Here is a 15,984-nt window from a genome sequence, read left to right as displayed (position 1 = left end):
GAGGGGGCTTGCCCCCGTTGGGCTGCGAAGCGGCCCCAAAACATCCGCCGCCATGCTTCAGGATTACCGCGTTTGGCGGTTTTACGACTGCTGCGCAGCCGAACGGGGGCAAGCCCCCTCGCCACAGGGGCGGCGACTAAATCCGGGGATCTACACTTTACGGATGACGGTTGCGCACTAAACCCGCAAAATGCAACGATTCCGGCATCTATCGACGACAACGCCTGTGTGCGCTGTCGATAAAGCCATTGATTCAATCAGACTGGGCCTGCTGACTTTATGCGAATGCGCCTTATGTTACTGGGCGGCGGAAATGCCCTTGGGCAGGCGCTGATTCGCCTCGGTGCGGAGGAAGACATCGGTTTCCTCGCCCCCCGCCCACCCCAAGACGGCTGGGACGCCGCAAGCCTGACGCAACTGCTCGACGACACGCGCCCGGACGCGCTGATCAACCTCGCCTATTACTTCGACTGGTTCCAGGCAGAGACCGTCAGCGAACAGCGCCTGGCCGGGCAGGAACGCGCCATCGAACGCCTGGCCGAATTGTGCCAGCACCACAACATCGTCCTGCTGCAACCGTCGAGCTATCGCGTGTTCGACGGCTCGCGCGCCACCGCCTACAGCGAAAAAGACGAACCGGTGCCGCTGGGCCTGCGCGGTCAAGCCTTGTGGCGAATCGAACAAAGCGTGCGCGCCACGTGCCCGCAACATGTGTTGTTGCGTTTCGGCTGGCTGCTCGATGACAGCGCCGAGGGCACGCTCGGGCGCTTCCTCGCACGCGCCGAAACCCCGGAAGAATTGCTTCTGGCCGACGACCGTCGGGGCAATCCGACGCCAGTTGACGACGCGGCCCGGGTGATCATTTCGGTGCTCAAGCAACTCGATTGTGCGGCGCCGCTGTGGGGCACCTATCATTACGCCGGGCATGAGGCGACCACGCCGCTGGCATTGGGTCAGGCGATCATCACCGAAGCACGCAACCTGCACGCGCTGGCCATCGAAGCGCCGACCGCCCAGGCTCACGCCGCGCGGCCTGACGCGGCCGAAGAGCCGCAACACGCGGTGCTCGCCTGCAAGAAAATTCTGCACACCTTCGGGATCAAGCCACGCGCCTGGCGCGCGGCACTCCCGGGCTTACTGGATAGGTTTTATCGCCATGGCTGACGGCCCTGTTTTCATCACCGGCGGTGCCGGTTTCATCGGCTCGCACCTGACCGACGCCTTGCTCGCCAAGGGCCATTCGGTGCGCATCCTCGATGACCTGTCGACCGGCAAACGCAGCAACCTGCCGATGGACAATCCCAAGGTCGAGCTGATTGTCGGCGACGTCGCCGACGCCGCACTGGTTGCGCGCTCGATGCTCGGCTGCAGCGCCGTCGCCCACTTGGCCGCCGTGGCTTCGGTGCAGGCCTCGGTGGACGACCCGGTGAAAACCCATCAGAGCAATTTCATCGGCACCTTGAATGTCTGCGAGGCAATGCGCCAGGCCGGGGTCAAACGCGTGTTGTTCGCTTCCAGCGCGGCGGTGTATGGCAACAATGGCGAAGGCGAATCGATCGACGAAGAAACCGCCAAGGCACCGCTGACGCCCTACGCGTCGGACAAACTGGCTGGCGAGTATTACCTGGATTTCTACCGTCGCCAGCATGGACTGGAGCCGGTGGTGTTCCGCTTCTTCAACATCTTCGGCCCGCGCCAGGATCCGTCCTCGCCGTACTCCGGCGTGATCAGCATTTTCAGCGAACGCGCGCAGAAAGGCCTGCCGATCACCGTGTTTGGTGACGGCGAGCAGACGCGCGATTTTGTCTATGTTGAAGATCTGGTCGATCTGCTGGTGCAGGCCATCGAGAAACCGCAGGTTGAAGTGGGCGCGGTGAATGTCGGCTGGAACCAGGCGACTACGCTCAAGCAAATGCTCGAAGCGCTGGCGCAGGTGGTCGGTGAATTGCCACCGATTACCTACGGCCCGGCGCGCTCCGGCGACATCCGCCATTCGCGCGCCAACAACCGGCGCCTGCTCGAGCGGTTTACCTACCCTGAGCAAACGCCCATGAACGTCGGCCTCGCCCGGTTGCTGGGTCGCTGAGTTTTTCTCAGTCATGAAAAAGGCGCCTTTCGAGGCGCCTTTTTTATTGCTCGGACATCACCGTTATGGCAAGTGATGAACTTGTGGCGAGGGGGCTTGCCCCCGTTTGACTGCGCAGCAGTCACCATCAGTTTTGGGGCCGCTTCGCAGCCCAACGGGGGCAAGCCCCCTCGCCACAGGATTCGGTGCATTCCTGAATCACGTGTTTAGAACTTGTAACCCAGCCCGACCATGTAGATGAACGGGTCGACTTCGACATTGACCTTGGCCCGGGTGCCCGGTGCCACGGCGTTGTTTTCGACGGTGGCCTGGGTGTCGATGTCGATGTAGCGCACTTGGCCGTTGATCATGATGTTGTCGGTGATCATGTAATCCGCGCCAACCTGGAACGCCATGCCCCAGGAGTTTTTTGCCTTGAAGTTGCTGAAACCGTTGGCCTGAGCCTGGCTGCCGACGTGCTCGTCATAGATCCAGGTGTAGTTGATGCCGGCGCCGACATACGGCTGGAACGCCGATTTGCCGTCGAGCGGGTAGTAGACAACGCTCAGGGTTGGCGGCAGGTGTTTCAGCGTGCCGAGTTTGCCGTTGGCCGCGCCGAGTGCGGTGCCTTTGATTTTCACGTCATGCTCGAACGGCGAGGCGGCGAGCAGCTCGATCCCCCAGTGGCTGTCGATCATGTAAGCGAAGTTCAAACCCAGCTGCGTGTCGCTGCTCATGGTCGCCTTGCCACCCAGATCGGCACCCGACAACGGCCCCTGATCGACCTTGACGCTGGAGCTGTCGGCTTTCGGGTTGACGGTGATTGCACCGGCCCGAACGATGATGTCGCCGGCATCGTGGGCGTGGGCGAGCGGGGCTGCGAGCGCGAGAGCAAACAGCGAAGCGCTGAGCAAGGACTTGTTCATGGGGGCTCCAAAGGACGTTAAAAATGTTTGATGTCCAATGGTACGGAGCGCTCTGATCCGGTCTTTTGACTCAGCTCAATGAAACAGTGATCGGGCCTGTTTTAGTGGAACCTTTGATGGCCTCTTCGCGGGCAAGCCTCGCTCCTACAGGGTGGGTGATGACCTAGTAGGAGCGAGGCTTGCCCGCGAAGGCGTCCTCACAAACAGCACAGAACTGCGGATTCACTCCTGCAGCTCATACACATAAATCTTGTCCGCCTCCATCTGATACCCGGCATCCGCCAACTCGCTGCTCGACGCTTTCACCTGCAACGCGCCCTCGATCCAGTACGGCTGATACAGCTCATCGAGCTTCACGCCGACTTCGCTTCTGACATGCACAATCTGGTTCGACGGCGGTGGCGGCACGTGGATGCAGGCGCCGAAATACGGCACCAGCAAAAACTCGGTGGTGCGACCTTCCTCACTCACCTCCAGCGGCACGATGTAACCCGGCAGGCGAATGTTCTGGCCGTCGAGCCCCTTCACCACCGGCGCATTCGGCAAATCCTGCTTGGCGGCGGGCGCCGATTCCAGCGTGCTGCTCATCTGCGACAAGTCATGCAGCGGGGTCATGTTCGGCACTTCCGGCGCAGCGTCCGGCGGGATCATTTCCGACCAGGTCAAATCCTTCGGCTCGGCCGCCCACAGCGGCAGGGCGACCAGCATCAACAGCGCGAGTAGAGCGCGGGGCATGTTCAACGTCCTCATCTAAAGTCGGATCGACAGGCCATCGGCCAACGATTGGCGATACGCGCGCCAGGCCGGCACGCTGCCCATCAGCAGCGCAGCGAGCAGGATGCCACCGAGCAGCGTCCATTCATATTCGCTCGGCCACGCCAGCGGCAGATACAAACCGTAATTGGCTTGCACGTAACCTTGCGCGGCGGCGATGCCGACGTACAGCAGCGCGACGCCGGCAATCACCCCGGACAGCGCCAGGGCAAAGGCTTCCAACACCAGCAACGTTGCGATGTGCCACGGTCGCGCGCCTACCGAACGCAGGATCGCCATTTCGCGACGACGCTCATTGAGGCTGGTGAGAATCGCCGTGAGCATGCCGATCAACCCGGTCAACACCACAAACAACGACACCACGAACAAGGCTTTTTCCGCCGTGCTCATCAGGCTCCACAGCTCTTGCAACGCGACGCCCGGCAGGATCGCGAGCATCGGTTCACCACGGAATTCGTTGATCTCGCGTTGCACCGCGAAGGTCGAAATCTTGCTGTTGAGCCCGAGCATGAACGCGGTAATCGCTTGCGGCGTGAGGTCCATGTTGCGCGCCTGATCGGCGCTGATCCGGCCCTTGCCCTGCGCGGGCACACCGTTATGCCAGTCAACGTGAATCGCTTCCATGCCACCGAGACTGATGTGCAACGTGCGGTCCACCGGGGTGCCGGTGCGCTTGAGAATGCCGACCACGGTGAACGGTTTGTCATCGTGCTTGACCAGGCTGATCACCGCCACGCCGTGGGCCAGCACCAGTTTGTCGCCGAGTTTGTAATGCAGCGCATCGGCGACTTCGGCGCCGAGCACCACTTCAAACGGATCGCTGGCAAATGCGCGGCCATCGGCGATCGCCAGGTGTTGTTGGCGGCCGTACTGGTAATGCTCGAAGTAGGCCTCGGTGGTGCCCATCACTCGATAACCGCGATGTGAATCGCCGAGCGACATCGGGATCGCCCACTTCACTTTCGGGTTATTGGCGAAGTGTTCGAAGCTGTCCCAGCGAATGTTGTTGGTGGCGTTGCCGATGCGGAATACCGAATACAGCAGCAGATTCACCGAACCGGAACGGGCGCCGACGATCAGGTCGGTGCCGCTGATGGTGCTGGCAAAACTGGCTTTGGCCTCGGTGCGCACGCGTTCCACGGCCAGCAACAGGCACACCGACAAGGCGATGGCGAACGCGGTGAGAATCGCGGTAAAGCGGCGGTTAGCCAGGCTGGCCAGGGCTAGACGAAACAAATACATCTCAGACCTCGAACGGGGTGGCGGCGCGATTGAGCTCGGCCAGCGACAGGTTGCGGTCGAACAGCGGCGCGAGGCTCTGGTCATGGCTGACGAACAACAGGCTCGATCCGGCCTCGCGGCATTCGGCGAACAACAGGCGAATGAAGTTTTCCCGTGCGTCGTAATCCAGCGCCGAGGTCGGTTCGTCGGCGATCACCAGTTCCGGCTGACCGATCAACGCGCGCGCGGCGGCGACCCGTTGTTGCTGGCCGATGGACAACGAATCGGCGCGGCGGCCGAGGATGCTTTCATCCTTCAAACCCAAATGCGCGAGCAGCGTCGCGGCGGCCTGATCGACGCTGCCGTGGCGCTGTTTCGCCCGTTCGGCGCGCAATTTGGAGAAGTGGCAGGGCAGCTCGACGTTCTCGCGCACCGACAGAAAGGGCAGCAAGTTGAACTGCTGAAAAATGTAGCCGGTGTGATCGACGCGAAAGCGATCGCGCGCACCGGCGCCGAGTTCGGTGAGTTCCTGGCCGAGCAGACGAATGCTCCCGCGATCAGGCTTCTGCACGCCGCCGAGCAGGCCGAGCAAGGTGGTTTTGCCGCTGCCGCTGGGACCTTTGAGGAACAGGGTTTCACCGGGTTCGAGGCGAAACGCCGGGATGTCCAGCAGCGGCGGGTGACCGGGCCAACTGAAGCCCAGGTCGGACAGTTCGATGAGTGCTTGGGTCATGTGAAACCGGTCAGGTTGATGGTTAGCCTTTGTAGGAGCGAGGCTTGCCCGCGAAGACGGTGTGTCAGTCGCCACAGATGTTGAATGTGACGACGCCTTCGCGGGCAAGCCTCGCTCCTACAGGGGATTTGTGGTGGGTCAGAATTTCAGCGCAGCAGCCTTGGCCGTCACTTCGACGCCTTGCTGGCCGCTCGGGCTGATCAGTTGTACCTGAATCTTCTGCGTTGCCGGGAAGGTGTTAAAAATGTTCGCCAGATCCAGGGTCTTCAGCGCACCTGGCGCCGAGCAACTGAATTGGTAATGCGCGTGGATTTCGCTGTGGTCGTGATGATGCTCGTGAGCGTCCTTGTCCGCCTCGTCGTGGTCATCATCGGCATCCGGCTTGTCGCCGAACAGCGGACTTTCCAGTTCCTGAGTCGCGACTTTGCAACCGGCAGCTTTCGGCAGATTGAACAGCGCCAACGGATTTTCCAGTTTCGCGCGCGCGGCGGCGACTTTGGTCTTGTCGGCATCAGTGGTGGCCGCGTGTTCAAAACCCACCAGATTCATCGCCGGGCTTTCCAGCTCCAACTCCAGCGTCTGGCCATCCAGCGCCGCGTTCAAACGACCGACCCCATGTTCGTGAGCGCTGAGGCTGCCATGCTCATGGTCGTGATCATGTTCATCCACAGCATGGGCGGCGGCCAGCGGCAACAGGGCAAACGGCAAAGCAAGAAGCAGACGACGCATGGCGAGTCTCCGGGGAAGTGAGGAAAAGGTCTGTTATGTAATCTTATAACGAAAGTGCGCGGAGTTTGCCCGGCTGCTTGGCGTTGTACAAGAGCCATGGGAGCATGCACGTCAGAAATGTGCAGGAGCGGACTCATGTTGCGTATACGCGGAAGCATCGGCGACTGGCCGGTGGATTTGACGCTGGAGATGGATGACGGCGATTGGGCGAGGCTTGGTGCGCAGTTGCAGGTGAGTAAAACCGAGGAGGTCAGTGCGCCGGTGGCCAAGGCGTCGAGTCAGGACGATACGTCCTGGCAGATCGCCAAGGATTTGCTGCGCAAGGCCGGGCAGTTGAGCGGGCCGGATTTGCTTGAGCAACTGGAAGGGCTGACCGGTAATGCCGGGTCGGGCAAACGCCTGTTGGTGCGCTTGCGCCATTGCGCCGAAGTGAAGGTGGTGAGCGGGGCGGATACGCCGATTTACAGTTGGGTCGGGCCTGCTTAAGAGCGCTGGAGCCTGTGGGAGTAAAGCTTGCTCGCGATGGCGATCTCAAGGACGCCATCGCGAGCAAGCTCTGCTCCCACAAGATCAGAAGCACGGCCTTCGCGAGCAAGCTCTGCTCCTACAAGATCAGAAGCACCGCCATCGCGAGCAAGCTCTGCTCCCACAAGATCAGAAGCACTGCCATCGCGAGCAAGCTCTGCTCCTGCAGGGGCACGGGAGCAGGGGTGTTTCGGCGGATCAGTACAGCGCGGCGAACAGTTTGCGGCGGTACGTGGTCACCAGCGGATGATCGTTGCCGAGCAGTTCGAATACTTGCAGCAGGGTTTTGTGCGGCAGGCCTTCGTTGTAGCTGCGGTTGCGGATGAACAGTTTCAGCAGCGAGTCGAGCGCCGGTTCGTATTGCTGGCGCGCCAGTTGCTGGATCGCCAGTTGATACACCGCTTCATCGTCCTGCGGGTTTTTCGCCAGGCGTGCTTTCAAATCTGCGGCGTCGGGCAAGTCCTTGGCCTGGCCGAGGAACTGGATTTGCGCCTTGGCGCCGGCGAGGGCGGCTTTGTGCTCATCGGTCTTGACCGCGTCGAGCACGGTTTGCGCTTCGCCCAGTTCGCCGCGTTCGGTGAGGCAGCGCGCGTAGAGGATCAGCGCTTTGGCGTTGGTATTGTCTTCGCCAAGCAGCACTGCGAGCACGGCTTCGGCGTCAGCAAAACGGCCTTCGTCGAACAGCGCCTGGGCCTGTTCGAATGGATCGGCAGCGGCCGGCGGCGGCATTTGCACATGCGGTTCGAGCATCGTGCGCACGGCGGATTCCGGTTGCGCGCCGGCAAAACCGTCGACCGGTTGCCCGTCCTTGAACAGCACCACGGTCGGCAGGCTGCGAATGCCGAAACGGGCGACGATGTCCGGCTCGGCGTCGCAATTGACCTTGGCCAGCAGCAACTCGCCCTGATAGCTCTCGGCGACGGTTTGCAGCATCGGCATCATGGCTTTGCACGGCGCACACCATTCGGCCCAGAAATCCACCAGCACCGGTTTGTGGAAAGAGTTCTCGATCACCGACTGGTCGAAATCAGCAGTCGTGGCGTCGAAGATGTACGGCGTTTCCTGACTCATGGGGGATCTCGTAAAAGCGTGAATGGGTCAACTATACGGCTTGGCAGGGTGTCGCTGAAAGGGTGGGCAGTCTGACAGGTCGCCTTCGCGGGCAAGCCTCGCTCCTACAGGTCCGCGCCGATTTGAAGACCGACGCCGGACCTGTAGGAGCGAAGCTTGCTCGCGAAGCTTTTAGCCGCGCCGAGCATGGTAAAGGCTCACATGCCGAAACTCTTCAGGCTCGGCCAGATCCGGCAACGTCATCGCTTCCAGCATTTCAATGCGCTGATACAGCGGATGGCGAAAATCCCTCACGCGCGAATCGGCCACCAGCGCTTCCCGGCCGCGACTGAGGAATTCATCGAGCAACGGCAGATTGGCCCGGTCATACAACACGTCGGCAACCAGGATCAGATCAAAGCGGTCCGCCTCGGCAAAGAAATCCGTCGAATAATTGAGTTCTACGTCATTAAGCTGAGCGTTCGCCCGACACGCCGCAATCGCCAGCGGGTCCAGATCACACGCCACCACTTCCAGCGCGCCAGCCTTGACCGCAGCAATCCCCGCCACACCCGAGCCCGCGCCAAAATCCAGTACTCGTTTGCCTTTGACCCAGTCGGGAAACTCAGCGAGGTATCGCGCCACCGCCAAGCCGCTGGCCCAGCAAAAACTCCAGTACGGCGGTTCGTGGAGAATCCGCCGGGTTTCTTCCGGGCTGAAGGCGCGGTCCATGTTGTCGCCGTCGATCAGCCAGAGTTTCAGCTCGGTGTCGGGCAACGGCACTGGCACCAGTTGCGCGTCACCGAGCAATTCAGCCAACGCCTGTTGCAGGTCGAGCGGTGCAATCATGGGGCTTTGACGAATTGCAGCTGGCCCATCGCCTGGGTGGTCGGCTGGCTGATGACTTGCGATGGCAGATGCAAAATCAACTGGCCGGACTGGCTGGCGCGGCCACGCAGTTCAACACGCGAGCCGGCCGGGAACGATTCCGGGTTGAAGCGCAGGTGAAACGGCAGAATCTGATTGGTGCCGATCAGGCTCGAACTGGCGAGCAATTGTTGCGGGCGGTCCTGGGCATCGATCACCAGCAACGCCAGTTCAACCTCGGCGCCGGCCGGCACGCCTTGCAGGGTGCCGCTCAATTCACGTTGATAAGCCGGCAGTGGCCCGAGATTGGCGGCTTCCTTGGCTTTTTTCTGTGCTTGTTGCGGCGCCGGGCCGGGTTTCGGCGGCTGGGGCTTGGGCGCATCGCTGCTGCAGGCCACCAGCAGGCTGAAAATACTGAGCAGGACGAGCGGTCGTAGCGACATTTGGGGCTCCGGCAGGGGTCAAATCCATGGATCAAGCTTATAGCTCGTCTGTATACCGCAAACCCCATGGCTTGTCTTGCCACGGGGATGCGCTACCATGGCCCTCCCTTTTTTTGTTGCCTGCCACCATGCACTGTCCCTTCTGCGGTGCCAACGACACCAAGGTCATCGACTCGCGTCTGGTCGCCGAGGGCGAACAGGTGCGCCGCCGGCGTGAATGCCTGGCCTGCGGCGAACGTTTCACGACGTTCGAGACCGCCGAACTGGTGTTGCCGCGCCTGATCAAAACCGACGGCAGCCGTCAGCCGTTCGACGAAGAAAAACTGCGCGCCGGCATGCAGCGTGCGCTCGAGAAGCGCCCGGTGAGTGTCGAGCGTCTTGAATCGTCTCTGGTGCACATCAAACACAAACTGCGCGCCACCGGCGAGCGCGAGGTCAAATCCCTCGTGGTCGGTGAACTGGTGATGGCCGAGCTGCAAAAGCTCGACGAAGTCGCCTACATTCGTTTCGCCTCCGTGTATCGGCGCTTCCAGGACCTCAACGAGTTCCGCGAAGAGATCGATCGCCTGGCCCGTGAGCCGGTGAAAGAATGACCACCTCCCCAGAGCAAGCCGTCCTCGACGCCCATTACATGGCGCGCGCGCTGGAACTGGGGCGCAAAGGTCACTACACGACGCACCCGAATCCGCGCGTTGGTTGTGTGATCGTGCGGGACGGGCAGATTGTCGGCGAAGGCTGGCACGTGCGCACCGGTGAACCGCATGCCGAAGTCCACGCCTTGCGCGCCGCCGGTGACAAGGCTCGTGGCGCTACCGCTTACGTGACCCTCGAACCGTGCAGCCACCATGGCCGCACGCCGCCGTGCGCCGATGCGCTGGTGAACGCCGGCCTCGCGCGGGTAGTCGCGGCGATGCAGGACCCGAACCCGTCGGTCGCCGGGCGCGGCATGCAGCGCTTGGCCCAGGCCGGGATTGCCATTGCAAGCGGCGTGCTCGAAGGCGAGGCGCGCAAGCTTAATGAAGGTTTCCTCAAACGCATGGAACACGGCTTGCCGTTCGTGCGGGTGAAGTTGGCCATGAGCCTCGACGGGCGCACGGCGATGGAAAGCGGCGAAAGCCAATGGATCACCGGCTCGGCCGCGCGTTCGGCGGTGCAACGCCTGCGCGCCCAGGCCAGCGTGGTGCTGACCGGCGCCGACACCGTGCTGGCGGATAACGCACGGCTGACCGTACGCGCCGAAGAACTAGGCCTCGACGCCGAGCAGACTGCGCTGGCCATGAGCCGACCGCCGCTGCGCGTGTTGATCGACGGCCGCCTGCGTGTGCCGCTGGATGCGCCGTTTTTCAAGGCTGGCCCGGCGTTGGTCGCGACCTGCATGGCGATTGAAGAACAATACGCCAACGGCCCGGAATGCCTCATTGTCGCGGGCGACGATGGTTTGGTGGACCTGCGCAAGTTGCTGGTCGAACTGGCCAATCGCGGGGTCAACGAAGTGTTGGTCGAGGCCGGTCCGCGTCTGGCCGGGGCATTTGCCCAGCAGGGGTTGGTCGACGAGTTCACGATCTTCATCGCCGGCAAGTTCCTCGGCTCCTCCGCCCGGCCGTTGCTCGACTGGCCACTGGCGCTGATGAAAGACGCGCCCGAGCTGAAAATCACCGAAATCCGCGCGGTTGGCGATGACTGGCGAGTCACTGCCATTCCTTCTCCAGCAGCGAGCGTATAATTCCCGGCCGCAGCCCAGCGACGGCCCTGTTCTCGAGGAGGACTCCATGTTTACCGGCATCATCGAATCCATCGGCAGTATTCGTGCATTGACCCCAAAGGGCGGCGATGTGCGGGTTCACGTAGAAACCGGCAAGCTCGACTTGAGCGACGTCAAACTCGGCGACAGCATCGCGGTCAACGGCGTCTGCCTGACCGCGGTTGAACTGCCAGGCAACGGCTTTGCCGCCGACGTCAGCCGCGAAACCCTCGACTGCACCGCGATGAATGACCTGAAAAGCGGCAGCCCGGTCAACCTCGAAAAAGCCCTGACCCCGACCACTCGCCTTGGCGGGCACTTGGTCAGCGGTCACGTCGATGGCGTTGGCGAAGTCGTCAGCCGCACCGAGAATGCGCGCGCCGTGGAGTTCCGCATTCGCGCGCCGAAAGACCTCGCCAAATACATCGCCCATAAAGGCTCGATCACCGTCGACGGCACCAGCCTGACCGTAAACGCCGTTGATGGCGCCGAATTCCTGCTGACGATCATTCCGCACACCCTGAGCGAAACCATCATGGCGTCGTACCAGCCAGGTCGCCGGGTGAATCTTGAAGTGGACTTGCTGGCGCGTTATCTGGAGCGCCTGCTGTTGGGCGACAAGGCTGCCGAGTCGACGTCCGGTGGCACCATTACCGAAAGCTTTCTGGCCCAAAACGGCTACCTCAAATCCTGAGCTCTAATTTCGAAAAAGGGGGTGCCTTGTGGCGCTCAATAGCATCGAAGAACTGGTTGAAGACATCCGCCAAGGCAAGATGGTCATCCTCATGGATGACGAAGACCGCGAGAACGAAGGCGACCTGATCATGGCCGCCGAGTGCTGCCAGCCTGAACACATCAACTTCATGGCCAAGCACGCCCGTGGCCTGATTTGCATGCCGATGAGCCGCGAGCGCTGCGAACTGTTGAAGCTGCCGCTGATGGCGCCGCGCAACGGTTCCGGGTTCGGCACCAAGTTCACCGTTTCGATCGAAGCCAGCACCGGCGTGACCACCGGCATCTCCGCCGCCGACCGCGCGCGCACTGTGCAGGCTGCTGCTGCCAAGGACGCCAAGGCTGAGGACATCGTCAGCCCCGGCCACATCTTCCCGCTGATGGCACAACCGGGCGGCACCCTCGCTCGCGCCGGCCACACCGAAGCCGCTTGCGACCTGGCGCGCATGGCCGGTTTCGAGCCAAGCGGGGTGATCTGCGAAGTGATGAACGACGACGGCACCATGTCGCGTCGCGCCGAACTGGAAACCTTCGCCGCCGAACACAACATCAAGATCGGCACCATCGCCGACCTGATCCACTACCGGATGATCCACGAACGTACCGTTCAGCGGATTGCCGAGCAGCCGCTGGACAGCGAACTGGGCCAATTTAACCTGGTGACCTATCGTGATTCGGTGGAAGGCGACGTGCACATGGCGCTGACCCTGGGCACCGTGTGCGCCGAAGAACCGACGCTGGTGCGCGTGCACAACATGGACCCGCTGCGCGACTTGCTGATGGTCAAGCAGCCCGGCCGCTGGAGCCTGCGCGCCGCCATGACCGCGGTCGCCGACGCCGGCAGCGGCGTGGTGCTGTTGCTCGGTCACCCGCTCGATGGCGACGTTTTGCTGGCGCATATCCGCGAAACCGCCGAGCAGGCGCCGCCGAAAAAACCGACCACCTACAGCATCGTCGGTGCCGGTTCGCAGATCCTGCGCGACCTCGGTGTGCGCAAAATGCGCCTGATGAGTGCGCCAATGAAATTTAATGCGATATCCGGTTTCGATCTGGAAGTTGTAGAATACGTGCCCTCCGAATAATGACCGGTTGTTTCCAGTCCTTGATTCGCGGTTAACACATCACTGAGGGATGCGTAGAAAACGCGTCCCGGCTCTTTAAGAGATCTAACGAATGACCCTGAAGACCATCGAAGGTACCTTCATCGCCCCTAAAGGCCGCTACGCTTTGGTAGTGGGCCGTTTCAACAGCTTCGTTGTTGAAAGTCTGGTCAGCGGTGCAGTTGATGCCCTGGTTCGCCACGGCGTGAGCGAAAGCGACATCACCATCATCCGCGCGCCTGGCGCCTTCGAAATCCCGCTGGTTGCGCAAAAAGTAGCCCAGAAGGGCGAATACGCGGCAATCATCGCCCTGGGCGCGGTCATTCGTGGCGGTACTCCGCACTTCGAATACGTGGCCGGCGAATGCACCAAGGGCCTGGCCCAGGTGTCCATGGAGTTCGGCGTTCCAGTCGCTTTCGGCGTGCTGACCGTTGATTCCATCGAGCAAGCCATCGAACGTTCCGGCACCAAGGCCGGTAACAAAGGTGCCGAAGCTGCCCTGTCCGCTCTGGAAATGGTCAGCCTGCTGGCACAGTTGGAGGCCAAGTGATTAGCGACGACAGCGATCAGTTCAACCCGCGCGATCCAAAGCCTGCGGATGCCGGCAAGCCATCGAAAAGCGTCAAGCGTCGCGAAGCCCGTCAGCTCGCGACTCAGGCGCTTTACCAATGGCACATGGCCAAGCAATCGCTGAACGAGATCGAAGCGCAATTCCGGGTCGATAACGATTTCAGCGATGTCGACAGCGCCTACTTCCGCGAAATCCTTCACGGGGTCCCGGCAGGCGTTGACAAGATCGATGCTGCGCTGGCGCCATGCCTGGACATCACCATCGAAGAGCTGGACCCGGTTGAACTGGCTGTCCTGCGTCTGTCGACCTGGGAACTGCTGGAGCGCGTCGACGTGCCGTACCGCGTTGTGATCAACGAAGGTATCGAGCTGGCGAAAGTCTTCGGTTCCACCGACGGCCACAAGTTCGTCAACGGTGTCCTCGACAAGCTCGCCCCGCGTCTGCGTGAAGCTGAAGTGAAGGCGTTCAAGCGCTAACCAGCGCTTGAAACTGCGATGGGCGAGTTTGAGCTGATCCGCCATTTCTTCGCCGCCGCGCCTTGTGCGCAGGGCGGCGAGGGCGTTGCACTGGGGATCGGCGACGATTGCGCCTTGCTCGCTGTTCCTCTCGGGGAACAGCTGGCCATTTCCACCGACACGCTGGTTGCCGGCGTGCATTTCGCAGATCCCTGCGACCCGTTTTTGCTCGGTCAGCGCTCGCTGGCTGTAGCGGTCAGCGACCTCGCCGCCATGGGCGCCACCCCCGTTGCCTTTACCCTTGCCCTGACCTTGCCGACGGTGACCGCCGAATGGCTGGACGCTTTTGCCCGTGGCTTGAACGTCATGGCGCAGAGCTGCGGCGTGGCGTTGGTCGGTGGCGACACCACCCGTGGCCCATTGAGCCTGACCCTGACCGTATTCGGCCGCGTGCCCGCCGCGCTGGCGCTGACCCGCAGCGGCGCGCAGCCCGGCGATTTGCTGTGTGTCGGCGGCGAGTTGGGCAATGCCGCTGGCGCCTTGCCACTGGTGCTTGGCCAGCGCAGCGCCGCCGACGCGATCGCCGATCCATTGCTGCGCCATTACTGGTCGCCCCAACCGCAACTGGCCCTCGGTCAGGCATTGCGCGGCAAAGCCACGTCGGCGCTGGATATCTCTGATGGGCTGCTCGCCGATTGCGGGCACATCGCGCTGGCGTCGAAGGTTGGCCTGCGGATCGAGCTGAACCGCTTGCCGCTGTCCGAGGCGCTGGTGGCGTTTCTCGGGCAAACCGGCGCGCAGGACGCGGCCCTCAGCGGTGGCGATGATTACGTTCTAGCGTTTACTTTGCCACCCGTCGAATTGGCGCAACTGCTGGCCGATGGCTGGCCGGTCCATGTGGTCGGCCACGTTGTAAGCGGGCAGGGCGTGGTGTTGCTGGACGCCGATGGACAGGACATCACCCCGCAAACCCGGGGCTATCAACATTTCCGCGAAACCCGGTGAGCGCTCCGCGCCAACACACTTCGGCAGATGCTGGCGCCGCTGCGGTTTGGCGTAATTGCTGGCCATTCATCACGTTCGGCTGCGGTTCCGCTGCATTGCCCAAGGCTGGCGGCAACTGGGGGCGGTTAGTTGCGCTACCCTTTCTGCGGTGTGGCAGAGATTGCCGGCCGGGGATGCAGGGGCTTCTGCGAATTTTCGCCTGAGTGAAACAGGGGACTGGGGATGGCTCGACGCTGGTTGATGCGCTGCTTGATGCGCTGGTTATTGCTCAGTTTCGCGCTGTGCTGCTCGCTCGCTCAAGCGGGGGATGCCGCGCCAACGCCGTCGGTGATTCATCTGGCCAGCGAAGACTGGGAAGAATACACCGCTGCTGACGGCCACGGTCTCGGTTGGGACGTACTGCGCGCCGTGTTCGAGCCGGCCGGGGTCAAACTGGATATTCGCACCGAGCCCTACACCCGCGCCCTTGGCCTGGCCCAGCGTGGCGAAGTGGACGCGTGTGTCGGCGCTTATCGCGATGAAACCAGCGACCTGCTGTACCCGCATTGGAGCTTCGACACCGATCACATCTACGCCCTGGGCCTGGCGAGCAACCCGCCACCGACCCTGGACACTCTCGGCAGCTATCGGCTGGCTTGGGTGCGGGGCTACAAATATCAGGATTACCTGCCCAACGTGAAAAGCTTCAATGAAGTGGTGCGGCGCACTGGAATCCTCTCGATGCTGACCCACAATCGCGCCGACTATTACATTGATGCCCTGACCGAAATCGATTACTTGCTCGCCCGCGCCAGAGATCCTGCGCAATTTCGCCGCACGCACATCGCCGAATTGCCGCTGTACCTGTGCTTCGCCGACAACCCCAAGGCCCGCACGTTGATGGCGTTGTTCGACCAGCGCATGGCCCTGCTGGTGAAAAGCGGCGAGCTGAAGCCGATCTTCGCCAAGTGGAAACAACCGTACCCGTTTGACCCGGATTGACGCCGATCACCCTGCCGACACCAAATCTTGTAGGAGTGAGCCTGCTCGCGATGGCGGTGGGTCAGT

General features: G+C 62.0%; 19 protein-coding genes. 11 read left to right on the top strand and 8 right to left on the bottom strand.

Annotation, left to right across the window (positions count from 1 at the left end; genetic code table 11):
- The first annotated feature begins 279 nt into the window (after positions 1-279).
- Both BI292_RS20000 and BI292_RS19995 read left to right on the top strand, forming a co-directional pair.
- Positions 280-1,164, top strand: a complete 885-nt coding sequence (locus BI292_RS20000; protein ID WP_101208896.1) for a sugar nucleotide-binding protein — start codon at positions 280-282, stop codon at positions 1,162-1,164.
- Positions 1,157-2,086, top strand: a complete 930-nt coding sequence (locus BI292_RS19995; protein ID WP_092277464.1) for an NAD-dependent epimerase/dehydratase family protein — start codon at positions 1,157-1,159, stop codon at positions 2,084-2,086. The genes BI292_RS20000 and BI292_RS19995 overlap by 8 nt, the downstream gene beginning before the upstream one ends.
- 206 nt (positions 2,087-2,292) lie before the next feature.
- Here the strand turns inward: BI292_RS19995 and BI292_RS19985 are convergent, their stop codons facing one another.
- The 5 genes from BI292_RS19985 to BI292_RS19965 all read right to left on the bottom strand — a co-directional run bounded on the left by BI292_RS19985 (position 2,293) and on the right by BI292_RS19965 (position 6,448).
- A complete protein-coding gene (locus tag BI292_RS19985; RefSeq protein ID WP_092277467.1) occupies positions 2,293-2,991 on the bottom strand; it encodes an OmpW family protein in 699 nt (232 codons plus the stop codon).
- A gap of 222 nt (positions 2,992-3,213) precedes the next feature.
- Positions 3,214-3,726, bottom strand: a complete 513-nt coding sequence (locus tag BI292_RS19980; RefSeq protein ID WP_092277470.1) for a DUF3299 domain-containing protein — start codon at positions 3,724-3,726, stop codon at positions 3,214-3,216.
- Between the two features lie 15 nt (positions 3,727-3,741).
- A complete protein-coding gene (locus tag BI292_RS19975) occupies positions 3,742-5,007 on the bottom strand; it encodes an ABC transporter permease (protein ID WP_101208894.1) in 1,266 nt (421 codons plus the stop codon).
- 1 nt (position 5,008) lies between these two features.
- A complete protein-coding gene (locus BI292_RS19970) occupies positions 5,009-5,719 on the bottom strand; it encodes an ABC transporter ATP-binding protein (RefSeq protein WP_092277477.1) in 711 nt (236 codons plus the stop codon).
- 138 nt (positions 5,720-5,857) lie between these two features.
- Entirely contained in the window at positions 5,858-6,448 is a 591-nt protein-coding gene (locus BI292_RS19965; protein ID WP_101208893.1) for a DUF2796 domain-containing protein, read from the bottom strand.
- A 135-nt stretch (positions 6,449-6,583) separates the two neighbouring features.
- Here BI292_RS19965 and BI292_RS19960 point away from each other — a divergent pair, with 135 nt between their 5' ends.
- Positions 6,584-6,934, top strand: coding sequence for a hypothetical protein (locus tag BI292_RS19960; RefSeq protein ID WP_101208892.1), 351 nt, complete (start codon positions 6,584-6,586; stop codon positions 6,932-6,934).
- A 237-nt stretch (positions 6,935-7,171) separates the two neighbouring features.
- On the opposite strand, the gene trxA is transcribed toward BI292_RS19960, so the two are convergent.
- The 3 genes from trxA to BI292_RS19945 form a co-directional block, all read right to left on the bottom strand.
- A complete protein-coding gene (gene trxA, locus BI292_RS19955; RefSeq protein WP_101208891.1) occupies positions 7,172-8,044 on the bottom strand; it encodes a thioredoxin in 873 nt (290 codons plus the stop codon).
- A gap of 171 nt (positions 8,045-8,215) precedes the next feature.
- On the bottom strand, positions 8,216-8,872 hold the full coding sequence (locus BI292_RS19950) for a methyltransferase (protein WP_101208890.1): 657 nt from the start codon (positions 8,870-8,872) through the stop codon (positions 8,216-8,218).
- Positions 8,869-9,333: a YbaY family lipoprotein gene (locus BI292_RS19945; protein ID WP_101208889.1), complete on the bottom strand. Its 465-nt coding sequence runs from the start codon at positions 9,331-9,333 to the stop codon at positions 8,869-8,871. Before BI292_RS19945 ends, BI292_RS19950 begins: the two co-directional genes overlap by 4 nt.
- Before the next feature lie 128 nt (positions 9,334-9,461).
- On the opposite strand from BI292_RS19945, the gene nrdR reads away from it, so the two are divergent.
- The 8 genes from nrdR to BI292_RS19905 all read left to right on the top strand — a co-directional run bounded on the left by nrdR (position 9,462) and on the right by BI292_RS19905 (position 15,918).
- A complete protein-coding gene (nrdR, locus tag BI292_RS19940) occupies positions 9,462-9,926 on the top strand; it encodes a transcriptional regulator NrdR (protein ID WP_003228656.1) in 465 nt (154 codons plus the stop codon).
- Complete coding sequence (gene ribD, locus BI292_RS19935; RefSeq protein ID WP_101208887.1) at positions 9,923-11,056, top strand: bifunctional diaminohydroxyphosphoribosylaminopyrimidine deaminase/5-amino-6-(5-phosphoribosylamino)uracil reductase RibD; 1,134 nt, start codon at positions 9,923-9,925, stop codon at positions 11,054-11,056. The genes nrdR and ribD overlap by 4 nt, the downstream gene beginning before the upstream one ends.
- Before the next feature lie 46 nt (positions 11,057-11,102).
- Positions 11,103-11,768: a riboflavin synthase gene (locus tag BI292_RS19930; RefSeq protein WP_101208886.1), complete on the top strand. Its 666-nt coding sequence runs from the start codon at positions 11,103-11,105 to the stop codon at positions 11,766-11,768.
- 28 nt (positions 11,769-11,796) lie between these two features.
- On the top strand, positions 11,797-12,888 hold the full coding sequence (ribBA, locus tag BI292_RS19925) for a bifunctional 3,4-dihydroxy-2-butanone-4-phosphate synthase/GTP cyclohydrolase II (protein WP_101208885.1): 1,092 nt from the start codon (positions 11,797-11,799) through the stop codon (positions 12,886-12,888).
- Between the two features lie 91 nt (positions 12,889-12,979).
- The gene (gene ribE / locus BI292_RS19920; protein ID WP_003185938.1) at positions 12,980-13,456 is read left to right on the top strand and encodes a 6,7-dimethyl-8-ribityllumazine synthase; all 477 of its coding nucleotides are present in this window, start codon (positions 12,980-12,982) and stop codon (positions 13,454-13,456) included.
- The gene (gene nusB, locus BI292_RS19915; RefSeq protein WP_092277503.1) at positions 13,453-13,953 is read left to right on the top strand and encodes a transcription antitermination factor NusB; all 501 of its coding nucleotides are present in this window, start codon (positions 13,453-13,455) and stop codon (positions 13,951-13,953) included. Before ribE ends, nusB begins: the two co-directional genes overlap by 4 nt.
- An 18-nt stretch (positions 13,954-13,971) precedes the next feature.
- The gene (gene thiL / locus BI292_RS19910) at positions 13,972-14,937 is read left to right on the top strand and encodes a thiamine-phosphate kinase (RefSeq protein ID WP_092277506.1); all 966 of its coding nucleotides are present in this window, start codon (positions 13,972-13,974) and stop codon (positions 14,935-14,937) included.
- A 222-nt stretch (positions 14,938-15,159) separates the two neighbouring features.
- Entirely contained in the window at positions 15,160-15,918 is a 759-nt protein-coding gene (locus tag BI292_RS19905) for an ABC transporter substrate-binding protein (protein WP_101208884.1), read from the top strand.
- Positions 15,919-15,984 lie beyond the last annotated feature (66 nt).

The sequence above is a fragment of the Pseudomonas sp. 43NM1 genome (genome assembly GCF_002836905.1).
Classification (GTDB): domain Bacteria; phylum Pseudomonadota; class Gammaproteobacteria; order Pseudomonadales; family Pseudomonadaceae; genus Aquipseudomonas; species Aquipseudomonas prosekii.
This window is presented reverse-complemented; position numbering and strand designations above follow the sequence as displayed.

What these genes read in the sequence shown, in the direction of transcription:
- BI292_RS20000 (WP_101208896.1), top strand. Translation starts at nt 280, where the DNA reads ATGCGAATGCGCCTTATGTTACTGGGCGGCGGAAATGCCCTTGGGCAG.
- BI292_RS19995 (WP_092277464.1), top strand. Translation starts at nt 1,157, where the DNA reads ATGGCTGACGGCCCTGTTTTCATCACCGGCGGTGCCGGTTTCATCGGC.
- BI292_RS19985 (WP_092277467.1), bottom strand. Translation starts at nt 2,991, where the DNA reads ATGAACAAGTCCTTGCTCAGCGCTTCGCTGTTTGCTCTCGCGCTCGCA.
- BI292_RS19980 (WP_092277470.1), bottom strand. Translation starts at nt 3,726, where the DNA reads ATGCCCCGCGCTCTACTCGCGCTGTTGATGCTGGTCGCCCTGCCGCTG.
- BI292_RS19975 (WP_101208894.1), bottom strand. Translation starts at nt 5,007, where the DNA reads ATGTATTTGTTTCGTCTAGCCCTGGCCAGCCTGGCTAACCGCCGCTTT.
- BI292_RS19970 (WP_092277477.1), bottom strand. Translation starts at nt 5,719, where the DNA reads ATGACCCAAGCACTCATCGAACTGTCCGACCTGGGCTTCAGTTGGCCC.
- BI292_RS19965 (WP_101208893.1), bottom strand. Translation starts at nt 6,448, where the DNA reads ATGCGTCGTCTGCTTCTTGCTTTGCCGTTTGCCCTGTTGCCGCTGGCC.
- BI292_RS19960 (WP_101208892.1), top strand. Translation starts at nt 6,584, where the DNA reads ATGTTGCGTATACGCGGAAGCATCGGCGACTGGCCGGTGGATTTGACG.
- trxA (WP_101208891.1), bottom strand. Translation starts at nt 8,044, where the DNA reads ATGAGTCAGGAAACGCCGTACATCTTCGACGCCACGACTGCTGATTTC.
- BI292_RS19950 (WP_101208890.1), bottom strand. Translation starts at nt 8,872, where the DNA reads ATGATTGCACCGCTCGACCTGCAACAGGCGTTGGCTGAATTGCTCGGT.
- BI292_RS19945 (WP_101208889.1), bottom strand. Translation starts at nt 9,333, where the DNA reads ATGTCGCTACGACCGCTCGTCCTGCTCAGTATTTTCAGCCTGCTGGTG.
- nrdR (WP_003228656.1), top strand. Translation starts at nt 9,462, where the DNA reads ATGCACTGTCCCTTCTGCGGTGCCAACGACACCAAGGTCATCGACTCG.
- ribD (WP_101208887.1), top strand. Translation starts at nt 9,923, where the DNA reads ATGACCACCTCCCCAGAGCAAGCCGTCCTCGACGCCCATTACATGGCG.
- BI292_RS19930 (WP_101208886.1), top strand. Translation starts at nt 11,103, where the DNA reads ATGTTTACCGGCATCATCGAATCCATCGGCAGTATTCGTGCATTGACC.
- ribE (WP_003185938.1), top strand. Translation starts at nt 12,980, where the DNA reads ATGACCCTGAAGACCATCGAAGGTACCTTCATCGCCCCTAAAGGCCGC.
- thiL (WP_092277506.1), top strand. Translation starts at nt 13,972, where the DNA reads ATGGGCGAGTTTGAGCTGATCCGCCATTTCTTCGCCGCCGCGCCTTGT.
- BI292_RS19905 (WP_101208884.1), top strand. Translation starts at nt 15,160, where the DNA reads ATGGCTCGACGCTGGTTGATGCGCTGCTTGATGCGCTGGTTATTGCTC.